General features: G+C 44.4%; 22 protein-coding genes. 12 read left to right on the top strand and 10 right to left on the bottom strand.

The window, feature by feature from the left end; genetic code table 11:
• Window positions 1-26 precede the first annotated feature (26 nt).
• The 5 genes from BIW53_RS06745 to BIW53_RS06725 all read left to right on the top strand — a co-directional run bounded on the left by BIW53_RS06745 (window position 27) and on the right by BIW53_RS06725 (window position 6,748).
• Window positions 27-1,067, top strand: a complete 1,041-nt coding sequence (locus BIW53_RS06745; protein ID WP_217495705.1) for a S66 family peptidase — start codon at window positions 27-29, stop codon at window positions 1,065-1,067.
• 203 nt (window positions 1,068-1,270) lie between these two features.
• Window positions 1,271-1,750, top strand: a complete 480-nt coding sequence (locus BIW53_RS06740) for a flavin monoamine oxidase family protein (RefSeq protein WP_070991104.1) — start codon at window positions 1,271-1,273, stop codon at window positions 1,748-1,750.
• A 185-nt stretch (window positions 1,751-1,935) separates the two neighbouring features.
• On the top strand, window positions 1,936-3,000 hold the full coding sequence (locus BIW53_RS06735; RefSeq protein WP_070991103.1) for an efflux RND transporter periplasmic adaptor subunit: 1,065 nt from the start codon (window positions 1,936-1,938) through the stop codon (window positions 2,998-3,000).
• Complete coding sequence (locus BIW53_RS06730; RefSeq protein ID WP_070991102.1) at window positions 2,997-6,071, top strand: efflux RND transporter permease subunit; 3,075 nt, start codon at window positions 2,997-2,999, stop codon at window positions 6,069-6,071. The genes BIW53_RS06735 and BIW53_RS06730 overlap by 4 nt, the downstream gene beginning before the upstream one ends.
• 188 nt (window positions 6,072-6,259) lie before the next feature.
• Entirely contained in the window at window positions 6,260-6,748 is a 489-nt protein-coding gene (locus tag BIW53_RS06725; RefSeq protein WP_070991101.1) for a DUF3016 domain-containing protein, read from the top strand.
• 60 nt (window positions 6,749-6,808) lie between these two features.
• On the opposite strand, the gene BIW53_RS06720 is transcribed toward BIW53_RS06725, so the two are convergent.
• Window positions 6,809-7,102, bottom strand: a complete 294-nt coding sequence (locus tag BIW53_RS06720) for a prephenate dehydrogenase (RefSeq protein ID WP_070991100.1) — start codon at window positions 7,100-7,102, stop codon at window positions 6,809-6,811.
• Between the two features lie 71 nt (window positions 7,103-7,173).
• Here BIW53_RS06720 and BIW53_RS06715 point away from each other — a divergent pair, with 71 nt between their 5' ends.
• On the top strand, window positions 7,174-7,383 hold the full coding sequence (locus BIW53_RS06715; protein WP_070991099.1) for a hypothetical protein: 210 nt from the start codon (window positions 7,174-7,176) through the stop codon (window positions 7,381-7,383).
• A 20-nt stretch (window positions 7,384-7,403) separates the two neighbouring features.
• Here the strand turns inward: BIW53_RS06715 and epmB are convergent, their stop codons facing one another.
• Window positions 7,404-8,417 (bottom strand): EF-P beta-lysylation protein EpmB, encoded by a 1,014-nt coding sequence (gene epmB, locus BIW53_RS06710; RefSeq protein ID WP_070991098.1) that lies wholly within the window; start codon window positions 8,415-8,417, stop codon window positions 7,404-7,406.
• Window positions 8,418-8,458: 41 nt separating this feature from the next.
• Here epmB and efp point away from each other — a divergent pair, with 41 nt between their 5' ends.
• Together efp and epmA are read left to right on the top strand one after the other, a co-directional pair.
• On the top strand, window positions 8,459-9,025 hold the full coding sequence (gene efp, locus BIW53_RS06705) for an elongation factor P (RefSeq protein WP_070986301.1): 567 nt from the start codon (window positions 8,459-8,461) through the stop codon (window positions 9,023-9,025).
• An 86-nt stretch (window positions 9,026-9,111) separates the two neighbouring features.
• Window positions 9,112-10,086: an elongation factor P--(R)-beta-lysine ligase gene (gene epmA, locus BIW53_RS06700; protein WP_070991097.1), complete on the top strand. Its 975-nt coding sequence runs from the start codon at window positions 9,112-9,114 to the stop codon at window positions 10,084-10,086.
• 20 nt (window positions 10,087-10,106) lie between these two features.
• Here the strand turns inward: epmA and BIW53_RS06695 are convergent, their stop codons facing one another.
• From BIW53_RS06695 to BIW53_RS06685, 3 genes are all read right to left on the bottom strand, one after another.
• The gene (locus BIW53_RS06695; RefSeq protein ID WP_175442100.1) at window positions 10,107-11,327 is read right to left on the bottom strand and encodes a methyl-accepting chemotaxis protein; all 1,221 of its coding nucleotides are present in this window, start codon (window positions 11,325-11,327) and stop codon (window positions 10,107-10,109) included.
• A gap of 104 nt (window positions 11,328-11,431) precedes the next feature.
• On the bottom strand, window positions 11,432-12,127 hold the full coding sequence (locus BIW53_RS06690; protein WP_070991095.1) for a glycerophosphodiester phosphodiesterase: 696 nt from the start codon (window positions 12,125-12,127) through the stop codon (window positions 11,432-11,434).
• Window positions 12,093-12,989 (bottom strand): DMT family transporter, encoded by an 897-nt coding sequence (locus BIW53_RS06685; RefSeq protein ID WP_070991259.1) that lies wholly within the window; start codon window positions 12,987-12,989, stop codon window positions 12,093-12,095. The genes BIW53_RS06690 and BIW53_RS06685 overlap by 35 nt, the downstream gene beginning before the upstream one ends.
• Window positions 12,990-13,166: 177 nt before the next feature.
• Here BIW53_RS06685 and rnr point away from each other — a divergent pair, with 177 nt between their 5' ends.
• Both rnr and rlmB read left to right on the top strand, forming a co-directional pair.
• Complete coding sequence (rnr, locus tag BIW53_RS06680; RefSeq protein ID WP_070991094.1) at window positions 13,167-15,647, top strand: ribonuclease R; 2,481 nt, start codon at window positions 13,167-13,169, stop codon at window positions 15,645-15,647.
• 5 nt (window positions 15,648-15,652) lie between these two features.
• Window positions 15,653-16,393 carry a 23S rRNA (guanosine(2251)-2'-O)-methyltransferase RlmB gene (rlmB, locus tag BIW53_RS06675; protein WP_070991093.1) on the top strand — a complete coding sequence of 247 codons (741 nt, stop codon included), beginning with the start codon at window positions 15,653-15,655 and terminating at the stop codon, window positions 16,391-16,393.
• A gap of 87 nt (window positions 16,394-16,480) precedes the next feature.
• Here the strand turns inward: rlmB and yjjG are convergent, their stop codons facing one another.
• The 3 genes from yjjG to BIW53_RS06660 all read right to left on the bottom strand — a co-directional run bounded on the left by yjjG (window position 16,481) and on the right by BIW53_RS06660 (window position 18,682).
• Window positions 16,481-17,161, bottom strand: a complete 681-nt coding sequence (gene yjjG / locus BIW53_RS06670) for a pyrimidine 5'-nucleotidase (protein WP_070991092.1) — start codon at window positions 17,159-17,161, stop codon at window positions 16,481-16,483.
• Window positions 17,151-17,717, bottom strand: coding sequence for an inosine/xanthosine triphosphatase (yjjX, locus tag BIW53_RS06665; protein ID WP_070991091.1), 567 nt, complete (start codon window positions 17,715-17,717; stop codon window positions 17,151-17,153). Before yjjX ends, yjjG begins: the two co-directional genes overlap by 11 nt.
• Window positions 17,718-17,782: 65 nt before the next feature.
• Window positions 17,783-18,682, bottom strand: coding sequence for a phosphoribulokinase (locus BIW53_RS06660; protein ID WP_070991090.1), 900 nt, complete (start codon window positions 18,680-18,682; stop codon window positions 17,783-17,785).
• Between the two features lie 132 nt (window positions 18,683-18,814).
• Between BIW53_RS06660 and BIW53_RS06655 the strand changes: the two genes are divergently transcribed.
• Both BIW53_RS06655 and galE read left to right on the top strand, forming a co-directional pair.
• Window positions 18,815-19,678 carry a hypothetical protein gene (locus BIW53_RS06655; protein WP_070991089.1) on the top strand — a complete coding sequence of 288 codons (864 nt, stop codon included), beginning with the start codon at window positions 18,815-18,817 and terminating at the stop codon, window positions 19,676-19,678.
• Between the two features lie 68 nt (window positions 19,679-19,746).
• On the top strand, window positions 19,747-20,763 hold the full coding sequence (gene galE / locus BIW53_RS06650; protein ID WP_070991088.1) for a UDP-glucose 4-epimerase GalE: 1,017 nt from the start codon (window positions 19,747-19,749) through the stop codon (window positions 20,761-20,763).
• A gap of 58 nt (window positions 20,764-20,821) precedes the next feature.
• Here the strand turns inward: galE and recG are convergent, their stop codons facing one another.
• The gene (gene recG / locus BIW53_RS06645) at window positions 20,822-22,909 is read right to left on the bottom strand and encodes an ATP-dependent DNA helicase RecG (protein ID WP_070991087.1); all 2,088 of its coding nucleotides are present in this window, start codon (window positions 22,907-22,909) and stop codon (window positions 20,822-20,824) included.
• A 12-nt stretch (window positions 22,910-22,921) separates the two neighbouring features.
• On the bottom strand, window positions 22,922-23,620 hold the full coding sequence (gene trmH / locus BIW53_RS06640; protein WP_070991086.1) for a tRNA (guanosine(18)-2'-O)-methyltransferase TrmH: 699 nt from the start codon (window positions 23,618-23,620) through the stop codon (window positions 22,922-22,924).
• Window positions 23,621-23,656 lie beyond the last annotated feature (36 nt).

Raw genomic sequence — 23,656 nt, 5'->3', positions numbered from 1 at the left:
TTCACAGGTAAGGAAGAGAAGCTTTTATGGGCACAATAATTTATCCATCAGCGCTTAAGCCTGGCAGTAAAATAGCGGTTACGGCTTTTTCTTCAGGAGTCGATGAAGCATTTCACCCTCGTCTAGAGCTGGTGTTGGCTCACCTGCGAGATAAAGGGTTTGAGGTCATCGAAGGTAAATGTCTACGAGACAATTTCAAGCATGCCAGTGCTCCACCCGAGCAAAGAGCACAAGAGTTAATGACCTTTTTATGTGACGATAGCATTGCTGCGATTGCTCCTCCTTGGGGCGGTGAATTTGCCATGGAAATTTTGCCGCTGTTAGATTTTGAACGCTTGAAAACAGCCAAGCCTAAGTGGTTGTTTGGTTTTTCTGACATTAGTACTGTGCAACTTGCGCTTATGAGTAAACTTGGCTGGTCAAGTGCCCATTGCAGCAACTTAATGCAGTTACATCCCGATGAAACTGAACAGTTAACAGCGCAAACACTCACGCAATTAACACAAGCGCAAAGTGGCTACAGTTGTGTGCAAAATGCGTCAAATAATTACCAGCTCAATGGCGAATCATTTGCCAGAAACCCCAATGCAACGCTTCAACTTACCGAGCGTACAACGTGGCAAGCACATCCCTCTGGGGAGCCGATGGCGATTCAAGGGCGGTTGATAGGGGGTTGCTTCGATACCTTACAGTATTTAATCGGAACACCTTATCTTGATTTAACTGAGGTAAAACAGCGCTTTGCTCCTAAGGGGATTATTTTATATATCGAAAATGCGGAGTTGTCTCCAACCGCCTTTAAGCGAGCATTATTAAGCTTAAAATTCAAAGGCGTGTTTGCACAAATTAACGGCCTGTTGGTGGGTCGTAATGCAGTTACACGCAGTGCTGACAAAGACATTACATCACAGCAGGCTTTGGATGATGTGATTGGCAGCCTAAACATTCCAGTAATTTTTGATGTGGACATAGGTCATTTGTCACCTAATCTAACTCTATTCAATGGTGCTTGTGCACAAGTTTCTGTTCGCGATGGTGGGGGGCAAATCACACAAATACTCAAGTAATTCCATTGAGCGGTAAACTCACACTCGGTTCATCGCCTCTCTTACCTCCTCATATAGACATGTAACACCGTGCAATTCTTATTGCTAGGTTGTTCGACTACGTTCAGATGCAACCGCAGAGTGAGCGGTTATATGGTGGACTGTCCCGCCATATTTTCATAGGAGGAAACAAACCATGGATAACCATTCCAAAGTTAAATCACATGCAGAGCTTATGGCAAGGTAGCAAGGTTGCTATTCGATCTTCCGCAGATTGCCAAGAGAAGGTACTCACCGTGCCTGATTCTGAGGAAGGGGTGCTAACTGGGGCATATAATTTCTCAGAGGTTGCTTATGAATGGGGTAAGTTACCGCCAGAGAAGCGTTTAGATAAAGCTCGCTCCGGTGCCAAACTGTTCGGTAAGGCGTTTGGAGAAGGTCTTGAGCATGGTGTAACGATTGCTTGGCAAAATATGCCTTACATCAAAGGCGGTTGGGCGCAATGGCATGCGGTTGTGCATTTCAATGCGTTAGCACAAGGCAGCAGTATTCATACTGGTGATAAACAAACTCACCCTAACCCTAAATTTTTCGTGATTGGCGAGCAACTGTCTTCGCTGCAGGGTTGGCAAGAAGGAGCGATAGCTGCAGCACTCAATGCTATCAGTCGTGTTGAACGCCGCTTGATGGTTGAAGGTGTCTAACCACCAAGTTGCCCGTGAGCCGAAGCTCACGGGTACTATTGGTGTCTGTCGCCACGGGTGAACAGTATAAACTGTTATTAAATTAATTACCTACGTTTGAAGTGCTTTGCCTTATCTAGTCTATTATTAAGCTAACTTTGAGTTCAACAAATGGCGTAACTCGCCACATCTCGTAGGAGCCTATTATGGGACTTGTTAGCAAGTATTGGATGTTACTTGGATGTTGTTTACTGATCGCGTGCAGCCCAAAAGAACAAGAAAATGATCAGAGCTCACAGCTAAGACCGGTTAGAACACTCACCGTCGGCCTGTTTCATGAGGGGCCAGTTCAAGAGTTTCCGGGGGTGGTGGATGCAGCGAATACCGCAGAATTGTCATTTAAGGTATCTGGCGAAGTAACCAAGCTGCTCGTAAAGCAAGGGCAGGAAGTTAACAAAGGAGAGGTTATCGCGGTTTTGGATGACACCAGCTACAAGTTGGCCTTTGATGAAGCGCAAGCATCGTTTGATAAAGCCAGTGCTGATTTCAATCGCGCAGAAAAACTACTTAAAACGGGCACTATCTCTCAAGCTGACTATGACCAATTAAAACTACAATATGCCAGCGCTAAGAACAAGCTAGCAACCGCGAGAAATAACCTAGAATATACCACATTACATGCATCTTTTAGTGGCGTGGTTGCACGTACGCACATAGAGCAGTTCGAAGAGGTTCAGTCCAAGCAGCCGATAGCAACATTACAGGATATAAAAACCGTCAACATAAAAGTGAATGTTCCAGAGAGCATGATGATCACGGTTTCAAAGGATGTTCCCAAACAGATCTACGCTGAGTTCTCGGCGATTGAAAATGCCCGTTTTCCACTGACCTTTGTTGAAGTGAGTACCAAAGCAAATGAAGTGACCAATACCTATGAGGTTACGCTGGCAATGAGTCCTCCTTCAGGTTACAACATTCTTCCGGGGATGACTGCCAGAGTGTTTGCCAGCGCAGTATCGGCTGACCAGCAAGCTATCTACCTGCCAATAAATACCGTGCTAAAAGATGATATCGGTAACTATGTTTGGACCGTTGCAAGCGTGGCAGATGGCAAGGGGAAAATTAGCAAAACCCCTGTGACTGTAGGTGATATGACCAAATATGGTTTTCAAATCACCAGTGGCTTATCTGTTGGTGAGCAAGTGGTGTCGGCGGGCATGAGTAAGGTGACGGATGGGCAGCTGGTTAAATTCAATGGAGGCGCGCAGTGAATATTACTCGTTTAGCGCTTGAAAATGATCGCACCGCTTGGGTTATTTTTGCTGCCATGTTGCTGTTTGGTATTTTGGCATTTAACAAAATGCCAAAAGATTACGATCCGGGCTTTATTATTCGTACCGCTCAGGTTGTTACGTATTTTCCTGGTGCGAGCCCACAGCGAGTGGAAGAGCTCGTCACTGATCAGATTGAAAAGGTGGTGCAGCAAATACCCGAGTTAGACTTTGTAAAAAGTACCTCCAAAACTGGTGTGTCTATTGTCAGTGTTAATATCAAAGAAAGTTACAAAGATATGCGCCCGATTTGGGATAACCTGCGGCGTAAAATACAAAGCATTGAAGGTGATTTGCCCAACGGTACTCAGGCGCCCATTGTTAATGATGAGTTTGGCGATGTATTTGGCATCGTGGTAGGGCTGACAGCTGAAGGATATAGTTATCGAGAAATGCAGGATGTAGCCGAGCAAGTACGTGACACTTTCCTGCGCCTTCCAGAGGCGGCTAAAGTTGAAATCTATGGTACTCAAGAACAGCGCGTATTTATTGAATTTGAAAATAGCCGTTTAGCGGCGCTGGAGCTATCAGCTGCCAACCTAAGAGAACAGCTGAGAGCCCGCAATATTGTAAACCCAGGTGGGACGTTATACGTCAATGATGAAACTCTGGTTGTGGAGCCCAGCGGTAACTTTGAGTCAGTGTCAGAAATTGCTAATACCATTATTAATATTCCAGGTAGTGAGCAGGTTATTTTACTCTCAGACATAGCCAAAGTTTATCGTGATCACATAGAGCCGCCGCAGGCCAAAGTTCGAGTAGGCAGTGAGCGAGGGCTGACAATAGGTATCTCGATGCGTAAAGGTGGCAATAACCTTGAGCTCGGTGAACAGGTCAAGCAAGCCATTGTGCGTTTGGAGAGTGTGTACCCGATAGGCGTGGAGTTTAAGCTGCTGTCTTTTTTACCACAAGAAGTGGAGAAAAAGGTCAATGATTTTGTTTCTAACCTAGTACAAGCCATTTTGGTAGTCACCGTGGTGATGTTGTTTACTTTGGGCTTGCGCACGGGGTTCGTGGTTGCCAGTTTAATTCCAATGAGTATGGTATTTGGCATATTGGTTATGTCTTTCTTTGATATCAGCATTGACCAGATTTCTTTGGCGGCACTTATCATCGCCTTAGGTATGTTGGTAGACAATGGTATCGTTATGTCAGAAAACATCATGGTGCAGATGGAGCAAGGGCGGCGTGCGGTGGATGCCGCTGTAGACTCAGCACAAGAGCTAAAAATCCCACTATTAGTGTCATCACTGACCACAGGCGCCGCATTTTTGCCAATTTTTCTGGCGGAGTCGGCGACGGGGGAGTACACCGCTTCTTTGTTCAAGGTGGTAACGATTACCTTGCTGTGCTCGTGGTTATTGGCTTTGACCATGATCCCCATGCTATGCGTGAAGTTTGTTAGGGTGAAAGCACAGCAACAAGAAACATTTAATAGCCGCTGGTACAAAGGCTATCGAGTCATCTTAACGGGTTTAATGAAGTATCGTTGGCTTACTGTGGGGGCCTGCATATTGATGTTGGTAATCGCGATTCAGGCTTTGCAATTTATTCCTAAACTGTTTTTCCCTCCCTCTGATCGAGCCTACTTCAAGGTAGAGTTAGAGCTTCCCGTGGGAACACGCTTAGAAACTACAGAGTCTTTAGTTAAAGACATGGACAGGTTTTTAAATAGTGAGCTGAAAGTGAGCGCGCAGCGGCCAGAAGGTGTAACAAAATGGGTAAGTTACATAGGCAACGGCGGACCAAGGTTTCTACTCAGTCATAACCCTGAACCTAACAGTGCTAATTATGCTCTGATGATAGTGTCGGTGACCTCATATACTTTGATTGATGAACTGATGGCCAAGATTGAACGATATGGCTTTGAGAATCATCCCGATTTATTACTTAAACAGCGCAAGATTGAAAATGGCGCAGCGATTGATAACCCTGTTGAAATTCGCATCATGGGTGAAGATAAAGCGCAACTGATGGAAATTGCTCAGCAAGTTAAGGCGAAAATGCGGCAAACTGCGGGGTTAAAGTCGGTCAGTGACGACTGGGGTCTGCCCATTAAAAAGTTAGAAATCAACATAAACCAAGCTCGTGCCCGCCGTGCTGGAGTTTCCAGTGAAGACATTGCGACTTCGTTGCAAACGGGCTTGAGTGGTATGGAGCTGACCCAGTATCGAGAAAAAGAAGACACAATTCCGGTGATTTTACGTTCTGTAGCCGCTGACAGACAAGATATTGCCAAGCTAAAAGCCATGGCGGTATATTCACAAGCTTCCGGCAATTCGGTGCCGTTACAGCAGGTGGCCGATGTTAAGGTGGTATGGGAAAGCGCGCAAATTTTCCGTCGCGACAGAGTTAAATCTGTAGTTCTTGGCGCTCAAACCGATGGCATTACTGCCAGTGAAGGATTTGCGCAATTGACGCCTTGGTTAAATGAACAACAAAAAAGCTGGCCGTTTGGCTATACCTACGAACTGGGTGGAGAAGCAGAGTCATCAGGCAAAGCTAACCAGTCAATCGCTGAGAAGCTACCCATTGCGGTATTGATCATTGTATTGTTGCTGGTGGCGCAGTTTAACTCTATTCGTAAGTCGTTGTTGGTATTAGTCACGATCCCTTTAGGGTTTATTGGTGTGGTTGCAGGGTTATTTATCGGTCAATCATTCTTTGGTTTTATGACGCTGTTGGGCGTTATTTCGCTTGCAGGTATTGTGATCAACAATGCGATCGTATTGCTAGAGAGAATAAAAACTGAACTCGACAATAACCCAGAAGACCCCGTAGTGGCAATTATTATGGCTGCACAAGCTAGAATGAGACCGATTTTATTAACCACCGCAACCACGGTATTGGGGCTGTTACCTCTGTATCTCGGTGGCGGTGAAATGTGGGAGCCAATGGCGCTTAGCATTATGGGGGGGTTGTTGTTCTCAACCATTTTAACGCTTGGGATTGTGCCTGTGTTGTACGCAATACTTTTTTCTGTGCCAGAACAAAAAGTGAAAGCAAATTAGCCGTTAAGTCCTACATAAAAGTTTATTAGCTGGAAACAGAAGTGGACGCTACTTGTGAATTAGCGCATTGTAAATGCGATGATGTTTACTGCAAATTAATGTAAAAGAGCGTAAACCTAAAAGACAGGTCAGCATAAATTCAGCTAAATTGCTCAAAGATGGATATGAGGATATGAGGAGATTTAACTATGAATAAGTTAATACTAATGATTGTGAGCATCTTCAGTGTGTATGCAGTTCATGCTGGAGAGGCTCAGGTGACATTCAAAGACTTTAAAGATTACCGTGATGTGAGACCGTCTAATGAAGCACGGGGGAGCTATCACAAAAGAGTGGCTCATCAGCTGGAAAAGCATTTAGCGAAATTGGCTGAAAAAATGCCCGAAGGTTACAAATTAAGTATAACTTTTGATGATATTGATTTGGCGGGCGATGTGCGTTTTAACATAGATGATATACGTGTGGTAAAACCTATCTATTTTCCACGTTTAGATATCAGCTATAGCTTAGTGGATAACAGCGGGCAGCAGCTAGTCAGTGAATCCGATGTTAACCTCAAAGATATGGGGTTCATGGACCGAGCAAAGATTGGTCATGAGCAAACACTTTATTATGAAAAGCGTTTGCTCAGCGAATGGTTTTCAGAAAAAGTCATGTCGGCTGTTGGATCAAAATAGAATGCGCAAGCGCGCTCATTAGGGCGCGCACCTTTTTTACTCTAAGTGGTAGAGACTTAACTATTTAAATGTGGCTAGCAACTGTAGCAGGTGTTGTAGTTTTTTAACTACAAAGGCCAACCTTTGTTCATCAATCTGATCAGCCTTAGACAGTGCTTCAACATCTGCCGCGACATCTAATACATAAGGTTTAAAGCGTTTAGCTTCAAAGGTAAAGCCTGCATCTTCGGTGAATAAAGCTTTAAATTTGCCATGGCCCTGCTGCTGTAATTCATCTAATTTTTTATCAGCATCAAGTGATTGACGGTAAACAACTTTTAGGTTTTCATTCAATTTTTCAATGATAGTTTGCATATTTTTCCTAAAGTTATTGTTGAAACGGCCGATAGTCTACTTGGATTCATCTAAAAAGTCAGGTAACGCTTATGAATATTTCCGGAAATAACCTGCCTGTGATGTCTGGTGCAGGCTCAAGTGGCGAAGTATACAGTGCCTCTTTAGCTAAAAAGCAACAGCAAGCAGACGGGAAAGCTGCCCTTGCTTTGATTGAAGCCGCTGGGTCTAGCGCAGCTGCGCAAAGTCCTGCAAAATCAACCACAGCAAGTTTAGGTAACAACATTAACGTTTACGTTTAACGCTTGCGTTATTCGAATCGTTAATCAAGCTGTAAATCAATCGGTGTCTTACTTGTTTTGCCACCGATTTCTCTCACTAATTTGGGCACCAAAAACCCAGGCAATGCTTCTAACATCTGCGCCATAATACTTCTGGCCAGAACTTCGTCTACGTCAAAATGACTGGCGCCTTCGACTTTATCAAGTAAATGTAAATAGTAGGGAAGTATATCCGCTTCAAATAATGCTTCGCTCAGAGCAATTTGTGCCTCTGATGTATCATTTATTCCTTTTAACAACACCGCTTGGTTCAGTAAAGTGACATTGGCACGTTTTAGCATTTGCATTGCTTGGCTAAAAGTCTCATCAATTTCATTGGCATGATTAATATGGTTCACCAAAATCACTTTAAGGCGGCTGTTTGCTAATCGTTCACACAGTGTTTCGGTAATGCGCGAAGGTAATACTACGGGTAAACGGCTGTGGATCCGCAAACGTTTTAGTTGCTCAAGTGGCTCAAGTTGGTTAAGTAACCAGTCAATAGCATCATCTTTTGCCATCAGTGGATCACCACCGCTTAAGATGACCTCGTTGATCTGTGGGTGTTGTTTTACATATTCGACTACATCAAGTAAAGACCGCTTGTTTAGTTGGTTTTCTTGATAAGGAAAATGACGTCGAAAACAGTAACGGCAGTTTACCGCACAGCCTGTTTTTAACATCAATAAGATGCGTGAACGATATTTATGTAACACACCTGGTTGTGCGCTTTGTTGCTCTTGAAGAGGGTCTTTATTAAACCCTGCTTTGGCTAAAAATTCTTGATGTACAGGCAAGACTTGTAACAATAAAGGGTCGTTTGCATCGCCATAGCGCATTTTTTTGATAAACGGTAGTGGCACGCGAACAGGAAATAAACGTCTCGCTTCTAGGTCTTTTGTGTCAAAATACGACTCTAAACCCAACATATTGAGTAAGGTTTGTGGGCAAGTTACTACATTTGCCAATTCTTTTTGCCAGTTACTATGCAAATTTACTTCATTTGTTTGTATCATTAGCAGGTTTATTACTCGATAAAAGATGATTAGAGGATACGATGGCGAATTATAGCACCAACGAGTTCAAGGGCGGCTTAAAAATTATGTTAGATGGTGAACCTTGTGCCATCTTGGAAAATGAAATGGTTAAACCTGGCAAAGGTCAGGCGTTCAACCGTGTTAAGATCCGTAAGTTGATCTCTGGTAAAGTGTTGGAGAAAACTTTTAAGTCAGGCGATTCGGTTGAAGGCGCAGATGTAATGGATACAGATCTAGCTTACTTGTATACAGATGGCGAGTTCTGGCATTTCATGAACAATGAGACATTTGAGCAAATCGCAGCTGACGAGAAAGCTGTTGGCGATAATGTAAAATGGCTTGTAGAAAACGATGTATGTACTATCACGTTGTGGAATGGTAACCCTATCGCGGTTACACCTCCTAACTTTGTTGAGCTTGAGATCACTGAAACAGATCCTGGCCTAAAAGGTGACACGGCGGGTACGGGTGGCAAACCAGCTACTTTAGTAACTGGCGCTGTGGTACGCGTACCATTGTTTGTGCAAATCGGTGAGGTTATCCGAGTGGATACTCGTACCGGTGAATACGTAAGCCGTGTGAAGTAATTTTTAAATTACATGTCTGAGTTTTCAGACTGACAGGCATAAAAATCCCAGCTATTGCTGGGATTTTTGGTTAGTGAGAGAGTGTAATGTCAGAGCAACTTTGGGCACCGAGTGCCGATATTTCTACCTTAAAACAGCGCGCTAAAATATTAGCCACAATCAGAGCATTTTTTGCAGAACGTGATGTATTGGAAGTGGAAACTCCCAGTATGTGTGGCGCCAGTGTGACCGACGTGCATTTGGTTAGTTTCAAAACTCGATTTGTTGGGCCGGGTAATCACCAAGGCCAAGATTTATATTTACAAACCTCCCCCGAGTTTGCGATGAAAAGGTTGCTTGCCGCTGGCAGCGGTCCGATATATCAGCTTGCCAAGGCATTTCGCAATGAAGAATCTGGCCGACACCATAACCCAGAATTTACTATGCTTGAATGGTATCGTCCGGGCTTTGATGAATTTGCGTTAATGGATGAAATAGAGCAGTTGATGCGACAAGTGCTAAATTGCCAGCCCTGTTCACGTATGACCTACCAGCAAGCCTTTTTAGATATATTGGGATTAGACCCTCTGTGTGCAAGTCTGGACGAATTGAAGCAATGTGCAAGTGAGCACGGGTATGCTGATATCGCCTCTGCAGAAACAAATCCAGATACCTTGCTGCAATTGTTGTTTTGTATGCAAATAGAGCCAAAAATTGGTATCGATGCACCGTGTTTTGTCTATCACTTTCCCGCCTCACAAGCGGCGCTAGCTAAACTGAACGAGCAAGACGCTCGTGTTGCTGGGCGGTTTGAGTTGTATTATCAGGGGATGGAGCTGGCAAATGGCTTCAACGAGCTGACGGATGCTGCTGAACAGGCACAACGTTTCGAGCAGGATAATCAGTTGCGCGCGCAGATGGGGCTACCGCAAGTCGCAATTGATCAACATTTTATTGAGGCATTGCAGCAAGGTTTACCAGCTTGTTCAGGGGTTGCCTTAGGAGTTGATAGATTGATCATGCTGGCTTTGGGTAAAAGCCGTATTGATGAGGTTATCTCGTTTGCTGTGGGGCGGGCATAACAACCCACAGCAACGATATATTAAACAAAGCGTTGTAGCTCTTTTTGTGTGTTTTCGGTTAGCTGCTGTGCTCGTTGGCAATCACTAAGCGCAGAGTCAATTTGTGTTTTTGCCTGCTGAGCCAGAGCCACAATTTGCTGTACTGTTTCGTGGGTGTGCGCTTGGGTTGATTCTAGCTGGTGAACCGCACTGGCGATTTGTTCAAGTTGTGACTGGTTGCGTTCAAAATCATGGCTCATATCGGAGAAGCCTTTAGAGGTTTCGCTAATGGCTTGCTCCGCAGATTTAGAATGGCTGATCAGTTGCTCTGATTCGCGATTGGTTTCACCCACTAAGCTATTCATTTGGTTTATAAAATCACTGATCTGCCTGGTCGCGTCATTGACTTTGACAGAGAGACTACGAACTTCATCCGCTACCACGGCAAACCCGCGACCCGCTTCACCTGCGCGAGCGGCTTCAATTGCTGCATTCAAAGCTAGCAGGTTGGTTTGATCGGAAAACTCTTCGACCATTTTTAGGATACTGCGAATATTTTCACTGTTTTCTTTCAAACCAGATACCGTGCTAGAAAAGTTACCCAGCAATACGGTAATTTGTTTTACTTCATCGACTAAGGTGGCTAACGCTTGTGAAGAACTCCTGACGAAATGTAAACTTTCAGTATTGGCCTGATACACCTGATCGGTATTGACGACGATGCTTTGTAGACTATGGGTTACTTGATCACTGGCGGCGATAATGGAATCACTCATACTAATTTGCTGCGCCCCGAACTCCGCTGTTTGCCCCATTGAGTGAGTGACTTGGTAATTGCTGGTGGCAGCACTTTGCGCACCCTCATAGGTTTTTTCCAGTAATTCGCGTAGATGCTGAGTAAACGTATTGTACTGCTCGCTCAGCTCTCTGAATTCATCATATGTGAATTTGGGTAATGTAGCGTTAAGGTTACCATCTTGGCGATTTGCTTGCTGGAGACTATCTCGCATCGCCCGTACTGGGCGAACAATTAAAAATCGCATATAAAACAACGTAAATATAAAACCACCTACAGCGCCCAACGCCATCAGCCAAAATAATCCCAGGCTTGTGCTGTTATTACCTTCTAGCTCATTGTAAAGCCAAATTAATGTAATGATTTGAAAAGCAAAAACGAAACTTAAGTTGCCAAAGATCTTCCGTGACAGCGTATAGAAAAAACTCTGTTCAATTTGATTATATAAGCGCATGTATAAACTCATTGTTAGCTCTGTATATCCATGTTTATTCTATTAAGTGCACTTGTTCGCGGCGACGCAGTGACAAGTAGGTAAAACACAAATACTTCTTTAATCAATAATATATGCTAAGAACGCGATAAAATCATTTTTGCGTAACATGGAAAGTTACTAAAAATACCATCTACTCCTAACGCGCGCATTTCTTCAATGTCTTGCTGTTTATCGACAGTATAGGCAAAAACCTTTAAACCTCGTTGTTTGGCATCATCAACAAATTGGTGATTAATAAAGTTTTTGTCAATGTGGATGCTGTAGGCGTGTAAGCGCTGTGCAAACTCAGCGTAATGCAAAGGGATAGAAGCTGTGAGTGCCCCAATTTTTACCCAAGGCATGTTTTGTTTGAGCCAAACCAATTGATGATGGTCGTAAGAAGAAACCAAGAGTTGATCTCTGTTGATCACGCCTTTTTGTACATTTTGTTCTATGCAGGCAACAAACTGATCTAAACCGAAGGTATGTTTCAGTTCAAGGTTGATCATTGTTTTTTGACCAATCTCATCAAACACCTGTTGTAAGTTAGGAATATGCTCGCCGTTACCAGCATCCAATAATTGAATGTCTTGCAGAGTGGTTTGATTTACCCTGCCTGTGCCGTTGGTGGTCCTATCGAGCCAAGTATCATGTACGATAGCGTAATCGTTGGCACAACTTTGCACATCAAGTTCAATGCCATCTACATCGGCTTGCAAAGCGGCGCGAATAGCACTGAGAGTATTTTCGGGGTAATTACCGCTGGCACCCCGATGCGCGAATACTAGCATGTGGCTTTTTCCTCGTAATAGACCAAGTTTCGAAACAGGCAGCACTGATCACCAGCACTCCCCCGAGTAAGGTCATAATTGTTGGTTTTTCTGCCAACAGCATAAAGGCCAATAGTGTCCCATACAAGGGCTGCAAACAAGAAATTAATCCAGCGGTTGTGGCTGATAAATGCTTCAGACTACTTGCAAACAATGCATGTGGGATTGCTGTAAATACGGCTCCCGCTAATAAAATGTAGTATACATCTTGGCTGGGAAGCGCGCTTGGCTTAACTTCAACGAAAGCAGCTAGCATCACACAAGCGGTGAGCGTTTGATAGAACATCGTATGCGGACCGCTATAGGAGGCGAAAAAGCGTTTTTGTAGTAGGTTGCGTGTTGCAAACAAGGCGCCAGAAAAAATGCCAGTGATAATCCCCAGCGTTACTTGATTGCCAATGTTTGCTTCAGGAATAAGTAAATAGATGCCGAACAGAACAATGAATGCACTGACGACGTCTTTATTTTTAATCCGCTGTTTAGTGAATAAGGGTTCCAAAAATACCGTGATCACAGGATAGGTAAAAAATGCGATGATCCCTGTAGCAATGCCCGCCATTTGCATCCCCGCGAAGTAGGTAACCCAATGAAGGCCTACAACAATACCTAGTAGCACCGCGATTAGGTAATCACGACCATTTGCCAAACGTAGTTTTTTACCACTGAGTTTAAGTAGTGCGGCTAATACTAAAAATGCCACCCCTGTTCGGTACACGGTAATATCCAGTGCTGATAAGTTAATCAACTTAGAAAACAGCGCAGTACCACCAAATAGCAACACGGCGATGTGAAGATAGATAAGTGAAGTTTGTTCTGGACGCATGGTGAACATCATTTAGTTTTAGTGAATAGGCAGTGTATCATGCGATTATTCAAAAGTGCTTACCAATCTACCGAAACTGACTTGTGATACGTTAAATAAAACTTTCATGTCCTGTCGCTGTCTCATTAGCTGGTTTTGGGTTAAAATAACAACATAACTCAATTAACAAGTTAGTGAATGTCAAAACAGGATCCTCATCTCAGTCGAGAGCAAGATAAATACGAAAACCCAGTACCTAGTCGCGAATTTATATTAGAGCATATAAAAACTGCCGACAAAGCGACCACCTTTAGTCAACTCTGTAATAGCCTCAACGTATTGGATGACGAACGTCAAATTGCGTTTAAGCGTCGCCTACGTGCTATGGAACGTGACGGACAACTACATTTTAACAAATTCAAGCGTTATGTGATCCCAACAGATGATGGTTTAGTCAAAGGGCGCGTTATTGGCCACCGTGACGGTTTTGGCTTTTTAGCCGTTGAAGGTGAACAAAAAGACTGGTTTATCGCTAAACACCAGATGAATTCAGTGTTACATGGTGACATCGTACTGGCAAAAGCAGCTAGTCGTGGTTCGGGTGGCAAGGTAGAGGCGCGTATTGTTCGAGTACTAGAGGCTGAGCGGACACCTATAGTTGGGCGCTATTTTGTCGAACATGGTACTTCGGTCGTGGTAGCGGAAGACCCGCGTATTACGCAGGATATTATCATTTTACCTGGCAGTGAGAATGGCGCACGACACAACCAAATGGTGCAGGTGCAGATCACGCAAAGCCCAACTCGCCAAATGAACGCGGTGGGTAAAGTGGTTGAAGTGCTTGGTGAGCACATGGCACCGGGAATGGAAATTGAGGTTGCTCTGCGTAACCATGATATTCCACATATTTGGCCTGAAGCTGTATTAGCTCAGGTTGCCGTCCATGGTGAAGAAGTGGAAGAGGCAGATAAACAAGGTCGAGTGGATTTAAGAGACTTACCTTTAATAACCATAGATGGTGAAGATGCTCGTGACTTTGACGATGCGGTTTATTGTGAGCGCAAAGAATCAGGTGGCTGGCGTTTATGGGTAGCTATTGCTGATGTATCTCATTATGTCCCTAAAGGAAGTGCACTTGATAGAGAAGCGATAGAGCGCGGTAACTCGGTGTACTTTCCTGAACAAGTGATCCCTATGTTGCCAAAGGTCTTGTCTAACGGTTTATGTTCGCTTAACCCTGAAGTTGACCGCTTATGTATGGTGGCAGAAATGACGGTCTCACAGGATGGTCACTTATCTGGCTATCGATTCTTTGAAGCGGTGATGAACTCTCATGCCAGAATGACCTACACCAAAGTCCATGCCATTTTACAAGGGGATGAACAATTACGAGAGCAATATGCGTCTTTAGTGCCGCACCTGACGGATTTACAACAAATGTATATGGCACTGAAGTCGGCAAGGCAAATCCGTGGTGCTATTGAATTTGAAACTACGGAAACTCGATTTGTATTTAATGCTCATCGGAAGATTGAGTCCATCGTGCCCTTGGTTCGCAATGATGCCCATAAGCTGATTGAAGAATGTATGATTCTGGCTAACGTGTCTGCGGCCAAATTGCTTGAAAAGCATGAAGCCAGTGCTCTGTATCGTGTTCATGATGAACCAGATCAGGAAAAGTTAAGTCATTTCAGACAGTTTTTAAATGATTTAGGCATTGAAAGCTTACTGCCAAACGATCCATCTCCGCTAGAATTGACCGCTGCGTTGAATCAACTCGGTGAGCGACCAGAACAAGAGTTGATTCAAACTATGTTACTTCGCTCAATGAAACAGGCTGTTTATCAACCTGACAACATCGGGCACTACGGACTGGCGTTGGATGCCTATGCGCATTTTACTTCACCAATTCGTCGTTACCCTGATCTAGTGGTTCACAGAGCTATTAAAGGTATCTTGAATAAGCAAGGACACAGCACCTCTGGCGCATATGTGTATGATAATGATGAAGTGGACCAATTAGGTGAGCAGTGTTCAACCACAGAACGTAGAGCGGATGATGCCACGCGTGAAGTAGCTGATTGGCTTAAATGCGAATTTATGCAAGATCATGTGGGAGATGAATTTACAGGGGTTGTATCGTCGGTTACGACTTTTGGTTTATTTGTTCGTCTTGATGACTTGCAAATTGACGGCATGATCCATATTTCCACTTTGGGGCAAGAGTATTTCCATTTTGACGGTGCCAAACATTGTTTGGTTGGAGAGCAAAGCCGTCAGGTGTATCGTTTAGGCGATAAATTAAAAGTGGTGGTAGCATCGGTGAGTTTGGATGAGCGACGTATTAACTTGGCGATGGCAGGGGAACAGTTACCTGATCGCTATGCAAGGCGTCGTAACAAGTCTTCCACTTCAGAAGACAAACCAGCACTTAGCAGTGTAAGGGCTCAGTTGAAGGCGGGTAAGATCCCAAGTAAGGGAGACTCTGACAAGGATAGAAAAGACGATCGAAAGCCTCAAAAGGGTAAAAAAGCCACCCCTAAGGGTAAACTCAAAAAAGCGAAAAAAGCAGCAGCTGAGTTGCCAAAGGGAAAAGCCAAAACGAAAGCCAAGAAAAGTAAGGCGAAAAGGCCGGGTAAAAACGCGCGAAAACGCGACAATAATAGCTCTGGAGCATAACAAAGGTGAGTAACGAATTAATTTTTGGGTTTCATTCGATTGAAGCGATCTTAACGAAGGAACCTGAGCGCTTTTTAGAGATTTACGCGCTAAAAGGACGTGAAGATAAACGCTTAAACCCACTGATCAACGAAGCACGAAAGTTTGGTATCTCAGTGCAGTTTATGCAAAGAAAGGCACTAGATAACAAAGCCAATGGTGAGCAGCACCAAGGGATCATCGCGAACGTAAAAGCTGCGCGTACCTACAGCGAGCGAGATCTGGACGAAATTTTAGCGAGAGAGTCTACACCCTTCTTCTTAGTACTAGATGGCGTTACCGACCCGCATAATTTGGGTGCGTGTTTGCGTAGTGCTGATGCGGCGGGTGTACATGCGGTGATTGTGCCAAAGGACAAATCAGCCAAACTTAATGGTACGGCGCGTAAAGTAGCTTGTGGCGCGGCAGAGACCGTACCACTTATTCAAGTAACTAACTTAGCACGTACACTTCGTGATATTAAAGAAGCGGGTGTGTGGGTGGCGGGCACCGCAGGTGAAACAGACACAGGTGTGTTTGATGCCAGCCTAACTGGGCCTATTGCCATAGTGATGGGGGCTGAAGGAGATGGTATGCGCCGTTTAACACGAGAGCACTGCGACATTTTGGTGAAAATTCCAATGGTGGGAACGGTGTCTAGCTTGAATGTGTCGGTTGCGACTGGGATTTGTCTGTTTGAAGTACTGAGACAGCGCAGTGCGTTGTAAATATACGATTTAGTCAATGTTATAAACAGTTAGAAAAGCGCAGTAATGACACTGCGCTTTTTTTGTAGTATTTACACAGTAGCTTAGTTAATGGTCAGTGCCTAAAATAGCTTCTAACTCCATCAGCGATTGCACCGTATAGGTGGGTTTTACTCCCTCAGGGCAGGTTTTGCCGGGGTGCTGTAGCCAACAGCTATCAATGCCAAATTTATTTGCGCCCAGAATATCGCTACTTGGGGTATCACCCACCATCAGTACTTTGTTTTTATCTGGATTATCCAATAAAGAAAGTGTGTGGGCGAAAATATATGGGTCTGGTTTGGCTGTACCTACTAATTCAGATATGACTACACAGTCAAAACAATCGCTCAGCCCTGTGTGTGCCAGACGCTTCTCTTGTAACGCCGCAAATCCATTAGTGATAATGCCAAGTGTTGCTTTACCTTTTAGGTGTGCCAATAGGCTACGAGCACCGGGTAGGGGCTCACAAATACTGGCCATAGATTCTAAAAACCCCTCGTTTAAGACGCTTGCTGGCACCTTAAGACGCTCTGCCCATTTGGAAAAGCGGGTGACTTGCAACGTTCTTGCATCAATGCGACCCGCTTGATAATCAAGCCAAAGAGGGGCATTAACATCTTGATATTCTTTATGATCTTGTTCAGTGAATTCAACATCATATTGTGCAAACAGGGTTTTTAACCCCAAAAATGCATTGAAACTGAATAGGGTTTCATCGGCATCAAATAGAATATGGCTATACTTCATTGCGGGTATCTTTTTCTGTGTACAAATGAGGATGTAAGAAAGGTGCCATAGCAAGTGTCAAAGCCTGAGTGTAAGTACTTTCGCGTGTTGCAACATGGTTGGTTAACAAGCCAATTGCACCGCCTTTTTGTTTGATATTGGTGGTATTAAACACGCGGTCCATCACAGGGCCCAGCTCTTCTCCGGCCACTAGCGCATCATAAATTGGCTGAGGTAGGGGTAAATTACTGCTGCGGTTTACACTGGTATAATGCTCGTTTGCTACCACTACATAAGCAAAGGTGGCAGGTCCATAGCTGAATTGATGGGCTCCGCCTTCCATCGCACAATAAAAATCTGCTTGATGGTGCTGCTGTAAGTAACTAACTCGGTTTTGTGCGCCTTGGCGTGTTTCGTCTTCACCTAGAGGCTGTTCGGGTACGCCACTGGGCGCATGTAAGCCTGAACATTCAACTTGGTAGTCTGGGAAATAACCTTGAATAACGTGTTTTGCGGCGTTTACCTTGACTGGGTTTTTAGACCCTACCAGCACTTTTAAAGTCTTATTTTGTGCCATCACTTGCTCCCTACAGCGGCAAAAAGAGGAGGGTTAGTGTAAGTTGCACGAGGTGAGCAAGCAAGTTAAATAGGTAAGTCTACGGGGGCCATATTCTCAAGTGCACGCTTTTTAATGAGCAAGTCTTTAATGAGTGGTGTCAGTACCAGTTCCATCGCTAAGCCCATTTTCCCACCAGGAACGACGAGGGTGTTCATGCGAGACATAAAGCTGCCGTCAATCATCTGTAAGTAATATGGAAAGTCTACGTCATCAATGCCGCGAAAGCGTATCACCACAAAGCTCTCATCCAGTGAAGGAATGTCCTTCGCGCTGAAGGGGTTAGAAGTATCTACAGTGGGGACGCGCTGGAAGTTGATATGGGTACGTGAAAATTGCGGTGTAATATGGTTGATGTAATCATCCATACTGCGCACGATAGATGTCATTACAGCTTCTCTTGAATGACCACGCTCATTGGTGTCACGAATGAGCTTTTGGATCCACTCAAGGTTAATGATAGGCACCATGCCAATCAGTAAATCAACATGCTTGGCAACATCATGTTCTTCGGTCACAACACCGCCATGTAGCCCTTCATAGAAAAGTACGTCAGTATTGGATTCCAGATCTTGATAGGGTGTAAAGGTGCCTGGCAACTGATTATAAGGAACTGCGTCGTCAAAGGTGTGCAAATAGCGCCTTATTTTGCCATCTCCATGTTCAGCATAACGGCTAAAAAGCTCTTCTAGTGCTGCAAAATCATTAGCTTCTTGACCGAAGTAACTAATGTGTTTGCCCTCTTGTAAGGCTTCGCGTTTGAGTTTATCCATTTCAGGGCGGGTATAGCGATGAAAACTATCTCCTTCAATAAAGGCTGCATTTGCACTTAAGCTTCGAAATATATGTTTGATAGCGTTGGTAGTTGTTGTGGTACCTGCCCCTGAGCTACCGGTAATGGCAATAATTGGGTGTTTTTGGGACATAGTGACGCCTCGAAATTCTCAAAATTTTAACAAACGGAATAAATTCGATTGTTACTCGAAGCGACGCGAATAGCAAGTTTTGTGGTTTAATGTGTAACTCAGTATGATAAAAGAAAAATAAAAAGGACCATGATGAAAGTATCTATAGCACTTGCTGGCTGTGTGTTAGCAACCGTCACTTTAACCTCGCAAGCAGCCATGCCAAAAAGCCAAATTCTGTTGGCCAGTGAAGTAGCAGGCTCGATAAAAGTGACTTCGTTGACATCAGATGACAGTTATCACAATCAACCTTTGGTCACCGATAACGGGGTATATTTTACTCAAGAAGTGCCTTCAGCACAGGGGGCACAAACGGACTTATTCTTTTATGAGTTTGCTAGCAAACAAAGCCGTAATTTAACGAACAGTTCAGTATCTGAGTTTTCACCAACACTCTATCCGCATGGTGAGGGCCTTTCGAGCGTTGTTGTTGAACCTGATGGTAAGCAAAAATTATGGTTTTATCCATTTGACGAGCAAAAGAACCCTGAACGCATTTTCGATCATATCGAGCCTGTAGGGTACCATGCTTGGGGTAAAGGCCAAGATCTCATTATGTTTATTCTGGGAGAACCTCATACTCTACAGCATGCTGATCTTACCGGTCATTTACCCACAAAAGTTGCCAAAGATATAGGTCGTACGCTGGCGTTTAACGAAGCAAAGAACATTTATTCGTTTACCCATTTTAAAAATGGTCAGCAATGGTTTGCCAGCTTTTCACTAAACACACAACAGGTAACGGATCACTTTGTGATGCCTGAGGGGGTGCAAGATTATACATGGTTGGATGATAAAAGCGTGGCTTATGCGATTGGTAATCGTGTTTATATGCGTGATTTCACTGCACCAAAAGCGGTATCACAATGGCACAACTTGAGCCCATACTGTGATACCAACATTTCTCGTTTGAGCTACAAATACGGCAAGTTAGCGTTTGTCTGCGATAAATCATAATTATCCCTGTAAAATGGCCGCAAATGCTCTAAAATAGCGGACTGTTTGTTAGGATTAAGAGAAGTTGTATGAGTATATTGGTCACAGGTGGAGCAGGATATATCGGCTCACATACGGTACTTGAACTATTACAACGTGGTGAAGATGTTGTAGTTATTGATAATTTAAGCAACGCATCACAAGAGTCGCTTACACGTATCGCTCAACTTACTGGGAAAACGGTGAGCTTTTATCAAGGAGATATTCTCGATAAGGCGTTTCTTGATGATGTATTTTCCCGTTATGATATTAATCAAGTGATCCATTTTGCTGGCTTAAAAGCTGTAGGCGAATCGGTACGTAAACCTATCGAATACTATCAGGTGAATGTACAAGGGACATTGACGTTATTGGACGCAATGCGAGATGCAGGTGTGTTTAAGTTAGTGTTTAGCTCTTCTGCAACGGTGTATGGCGATCCGAAAAGCTTACCTATCCGCGAAGACTTCCCTGTAGGCGGCACGACCAATCCATACGGCACTTCTAAGTTGATGGTGGAAATGGTACTGCAAGATGTAGCCAAATCAGATGAGCGTTGGGCGTTTGCTATTTTACGCTACTTTAACCCTGTCGGTGCTCATGAATCAGGGCTGATTGGCGAAGACCCCAATGGTATTCCCAACAATCTGCTGCCTTATATTGCGCAAGTCGCTGTCGGAAAACTTGAGCAATTAGGCGTGTTTGGAGATGACTACGACACGGTAGATGGTACTGGAGTGAGGGACTATATTCACGTTGTAGATTTAGCTGTTGGGCATTTAAAGGCGCTGGATAAACTCAATGTTCAAGCGGGCACACATATTTATAACTTGGGTACGGGTAAAGGTAACTCGGTATTTGAGATGATAAGTGCGTTTGAAAAGGCCTCAGGCAAGCCAGTACCTTATAAAGTAATGCCTCGTCGTGATGGCGATATTGCAGCGTGTTATGCTGCGCCTGAAAAGGCACAACAGGAATTAGGCTGGCAAGCAACGCGTGATATTGACGCTATGATGCAAGACACGTGGCGTTGGCAAAGTAACAATCCAAACGGCTATCAAGACTAATTTAAGTAAGAGTAACTATGCAGATAATGATGGTTATGGTTATCTGCATAATTTGCTTTTATGCCATAGCTAATTCACTTTTAGTCCCCAACCAACGAGTGATCAAAGGCTCTACACAGTTGGGGTGTTCTTTTATTAGCCGCAATGCGATAGGTCTGACTTGATCCAGTAATGCTTTATCACGGTTTAAATCAGCTACTTTAAACTCCGCCAGCCCCGTTTGTTTAGTGCCTAGTACTTCACCTGGCCCGCGAATTTCTAAATCTCGTTCTGCTATCACAAAGCCATCATTGCTATCACGCAAAACCCCAAGGCGCTTTTGTGCGGTAACAGATAATGGTGCGTGATAAAGTAGCAAGCAATGAGATGCAATGGACCCTCGACCCACGCGTCCGCGCAATTGATGGAGTTGTGCAAGCCCTAAACGCTCTGGATTTTCGATAATGATTAGGCTGGCATTGGGCACATCAACACCAACTTCAATTACGGTGGTAGCAACCAATACATCAATATCACCGCGTTTAAAAGCCATCATGACATCTTGCTTTTCTTGTGCTTTCATTCTGCCATGCACAAGGCCAATAGAGAGTTCAGGTAATTGTTCGTCTAACTGAGCGGCTGTGTCTTCGGCAGCCTGACACTGAAGCATTTCAGATTCATCAATGAGTGTACATACCCAATAAACTTGACGCTTATCATCAATGCAGGCGCTTTTTACTCGCTCTATCACTTGTTCACGACGGGTGTCTGGTACGGCAACGGTGGTGATAGGAGTACGTCCAGGTGGTAATTCGTCAATCACTGAGGTTTCTAGATCCGCATACGCCGTCATGGCAAGCGTGCGCGGAATAGGGGTGGCAGTCATAACCAGTTGGTGAGGGTAGCAGTCATTGAATTGACCCTTCTCACGCAGCGCTAATCGTTGATGTACACCAAAACGGTGTTGTTCATCTATGATGATCAAAGCAAGATTTAAAAACGCCACTTGCTGCTGAAACAGGGCATGGGTACCAACCACCATTTGCGCCTTGCCGCTGGCGATATTTTGTAAGGTGCGCTCACGCTCTTTACCTTTAGTTTTTCCCCCGAGCCAAGCGACTTCAATACCTAAATTAAGAAACCAATTACTAAAATTAATGCTGTGTTGCTCGGACAAGATCTCAGTGGGTGCCATTAGCGCCACTTGATACCCCTTGGCAATGGCGCCCAGCGCTGCAAGTGCTGCCACCAGAGTTTTACCTGAACCAACATCGCCTTGCACTAGGCGCATCATGGGGTAGGGCTGCTGTAAATCTTGCTTTATCTCAGCAACAACGCGCTGTTGTGCATTGGTGGGCGCAAACGGTAAATTGGCTAAAAACTCGGGCTCTAGCGTGTTATTGGGAGGCAGTGGTACGGCTTTGACCGCTTGACCGCGGTGTCTCAATTGCAACAAACTCAGGTTTTGCGCCAATAACTCCTCAAAGGCCAATCGTTGTTGGGCTGGGTGCTGACCAAGTTCTAGTGCGGATAAATCAGTGTCTTGCGGTGGCTTATGCAATGTTAGCACTGCGTCTTTCAAACTGAGTCCGGCAGGGCGGTACTGCTCAGGCAAATACTCTTCAAGTTGATACTTGCGCAGTAGCTCAATCGCTTTGTCAGCGATAGCGCGAATGCTTAGCTGTTTTAAGCCTTCAGTAGTTGGGTAAACTGCTGTGAGTGTTGCCAAGTTAGGATCTTTTGGCTCGCTATGGCTGTCTCGAATACTGTATTCAGGGTGGGCCATTTCCAGTCCCGCCTGACCTCGACGGACTTCACCGAAACAACGGATCACTTTACCCGGTGCCATGGCATTTTTTTGTGCTGCATTGAAATTGAAAAACCGCAGCGTTAGTCGACCTGTGCCATCATTAACGTGGCAAATGAGCATACGGCGCTTGCCAAAGGTGATTTGGCTGTGTTCTATTTGCGCTTCGATACTTACGTGACTATGCAACATCAACTGTGCAATGGCATACGTGCGCGCGCGGTCTTCATAGCGAAGTGGTAAGTGAAACAGCATATCTTGCACGGTAAAAATACCGAGTTTAGCCAATCGTTCGGCTACCTTAGGACCTACGCCTTTTAGCTCGGTGATGGGGTAGTGAGACAAATTTGGCGAAGACATGCTATTCCTTGTTTAAGTCACTTTTTTAAATTTGAGGGCGTTCCAAAAAGCTTCGTCTGCTACAATTTCGCCCTCTTCATCTAATGCAGGATAAGGTAAGCCCTTTTCCACGCATCGGTTGGCAATAATTGGATGGCAGCCTTCAAACAATAAAGTATGTTTGGTGTGCGCGTCCAGCATATCATTACGATCATACAGACCCGCCTCATCTCGTTGGCGCTGAGCTTCGTACAAAATGAGCGCTGCAGCCACTGAGACATTCAATGATTGCACCATCCCTTGCATGGGGATCACTATGTGTTTATCTGCATGGGCTAAGGCTTTGTCTGAAATACCTAAGCGCTCTTGACCGACAATAATTGCGGTTGGTTTGGTATAGTCAATTTCTCGATAGTCTACCGCTTCATCACTCAAGTTGGTCGCCAGTAATTGAATTCCAGGGTTTTGTTCTCGAATCGCAGCAACCGCAGCATCAATGTCATCATGCATATGGGTTTCAACCCAATTTTTACTGCCGCCAGAGGTATTATTGGTTAAACGACGCTGCTCTTGAGGCCATACGGCATGTACATGGTGGCATCCAACAGCATCGGCGGTGCGCACAATGGCTGATAGATTATGGTGTTTATGTACTTCGTCGAGACACACGGTTAGGTCTGTTTGGCGTCTATCTAACACCTGCTTTACGCGATGAAAACGTGTTTCTTTCATCAGTTACTGCTCATTACAATCAAAATAGCGCCTGAT

The sequence above is a fragment of the Pseudoalteromonas byunsanensis genome (genome assembly GCF_001854475.1).
Lineage (GTDB): Bacteria > Pseudomonadota > Gammaproteobacteria > Enterobacterales > Alteromonadaceae > Pseudoalteromonas > Pseudoalteromonas byunsanensis.
Note: the sequence above shows the minus strand (reverse complement) of the source record. Positions and strands in the feature narration are given on the sequence as shown.

Coding starts and splice junctions, on each gene's coding strand:
- BIW53_RS06735 (WP_070991103.1), top strand. CDS start 1,936: ATGGGACTTGTTAGCAAGTATTGGATGTTACTTGGATGTTGTTTACTG.
- trmH (WP_070991086.1), bottom strand. CDS start 23,620: ATGAAAGAAACACGTTTTCATCGCGTAAAGCAGGTGTTAGATAGACGC.
- BIW53_RS06720 (WP_070991100.1), bottom strand. CDS start 7,102: ATGCAAACTATCATTGAAAAATTGAATGAAAACCTAAAAGTTGTTTAC.
- rnr (WP_070991094.1), top strand. CDS start 13,167: ATGTCAAAACAGGATCCTCATCTCAGTCGAGAGCAAGATAAATACGAA.
- yjjX (WP_070991091.1), bottom strand. CDS start 17,717: ATGGCACAAAATAAGACTTTAAAAGTGCTGGTAGGGTCTAAAAACCCA.
- BIW53_RS06690 (WP_070991095.1), bottom strand. CDS start 12,127: ATGCTAGTATTCGCGCATCGGGGTGCCAGCGGTAATTACCCCGAAAAT.
- yjjG (WP_070991092.1), bottom strand. CDS start 17,161: ATGAAGTATAGCCATATTCTATTTGATGCCGATGAAACCCTATTCAGT.
- BIW53_RS06685 (WP_070991259.1), bottom strand. CDS start 12,989: ATGCGTCCAGAACAAACTTCACTTATCTATCTTCACATCGCCGTGTTG.
- epmA (WP_070991097.1), top strand. CDS start 9,112: ATGTCAGAGCAACTTTGGGCACCGAGTGCCGATATTTCTACCTTAAAA.
- BIW53_RS06725 (WP_070991101.1), top strand. CDS start 6,260: ATGAATAAGTTAATACTAATGATTGTGAGCATCTTCAGTGTGTATGCA.
- BIW53_RS06660 (WP_070991090.1), bottom strand. CDS start 18,682: ATGTCCCAAAAACACCCAATTATTGCCATTACCGGTAGCTCAGGGGCA.
- BIW53_RS06655 (WP_070991089.1), top strand. CDS start 18,815: ATGAAAGTATCTATAGCACTTGCTGGCTGTGTGTTAGCAACCGTCACT.
- BIW53_RS06740 (WP_070991104.1), top strand. CDS start 1,271: ATGCAGAGCTTATGGCAAGGTAGCAAGGTTGCTATTCGATCTTCCGCA.
- recG (WP_070991087.1), bottom strand. CDS start 22,909: ATGTCTTCGCCAAATTTGTCTCACTACCCCATCACCGAGCTAAAAGGC.
- BIW53_RS06745 (WP_217495705.1), top strand. CDS start 27: ATGGGCACAATAATTTATCCATCAGCGCTTAAGCCTGGCAGTAAAATA.
- galE (WP_070991088.1), top strand. CDS start 19,747: ATGAGTATATTGGTCACAGGTGGAGCAGGATATATCGGCTCACATACG.
- BIW53_RS06715 (WP_070991099.1), top strand. CDS start 7,174: ATGAATATTTCCGGAAATAACCTGCCTGTGATGTCTGGTGCAGGCTCA.
- epmB (WP_070991098.1), bottom strand. CDS start 8,417: ATGATACAAACAAATGAAGTAAATTTGCATAGTAACTGGCAAAAAGAA.
- BIW53_RS06695 (WP_175442100.1), bottom strand. CDS start 11,327: ATGAGTTTATACATGCGCTTATATAATCAAATTGAACAGAGTTTTTTC.
- efp (WP_070986301.1), top strand. CDS start 8,459: ATGGCGAATTATAGCACCAACGAGTTCAAGGGCGGCTTAAAAATTATG.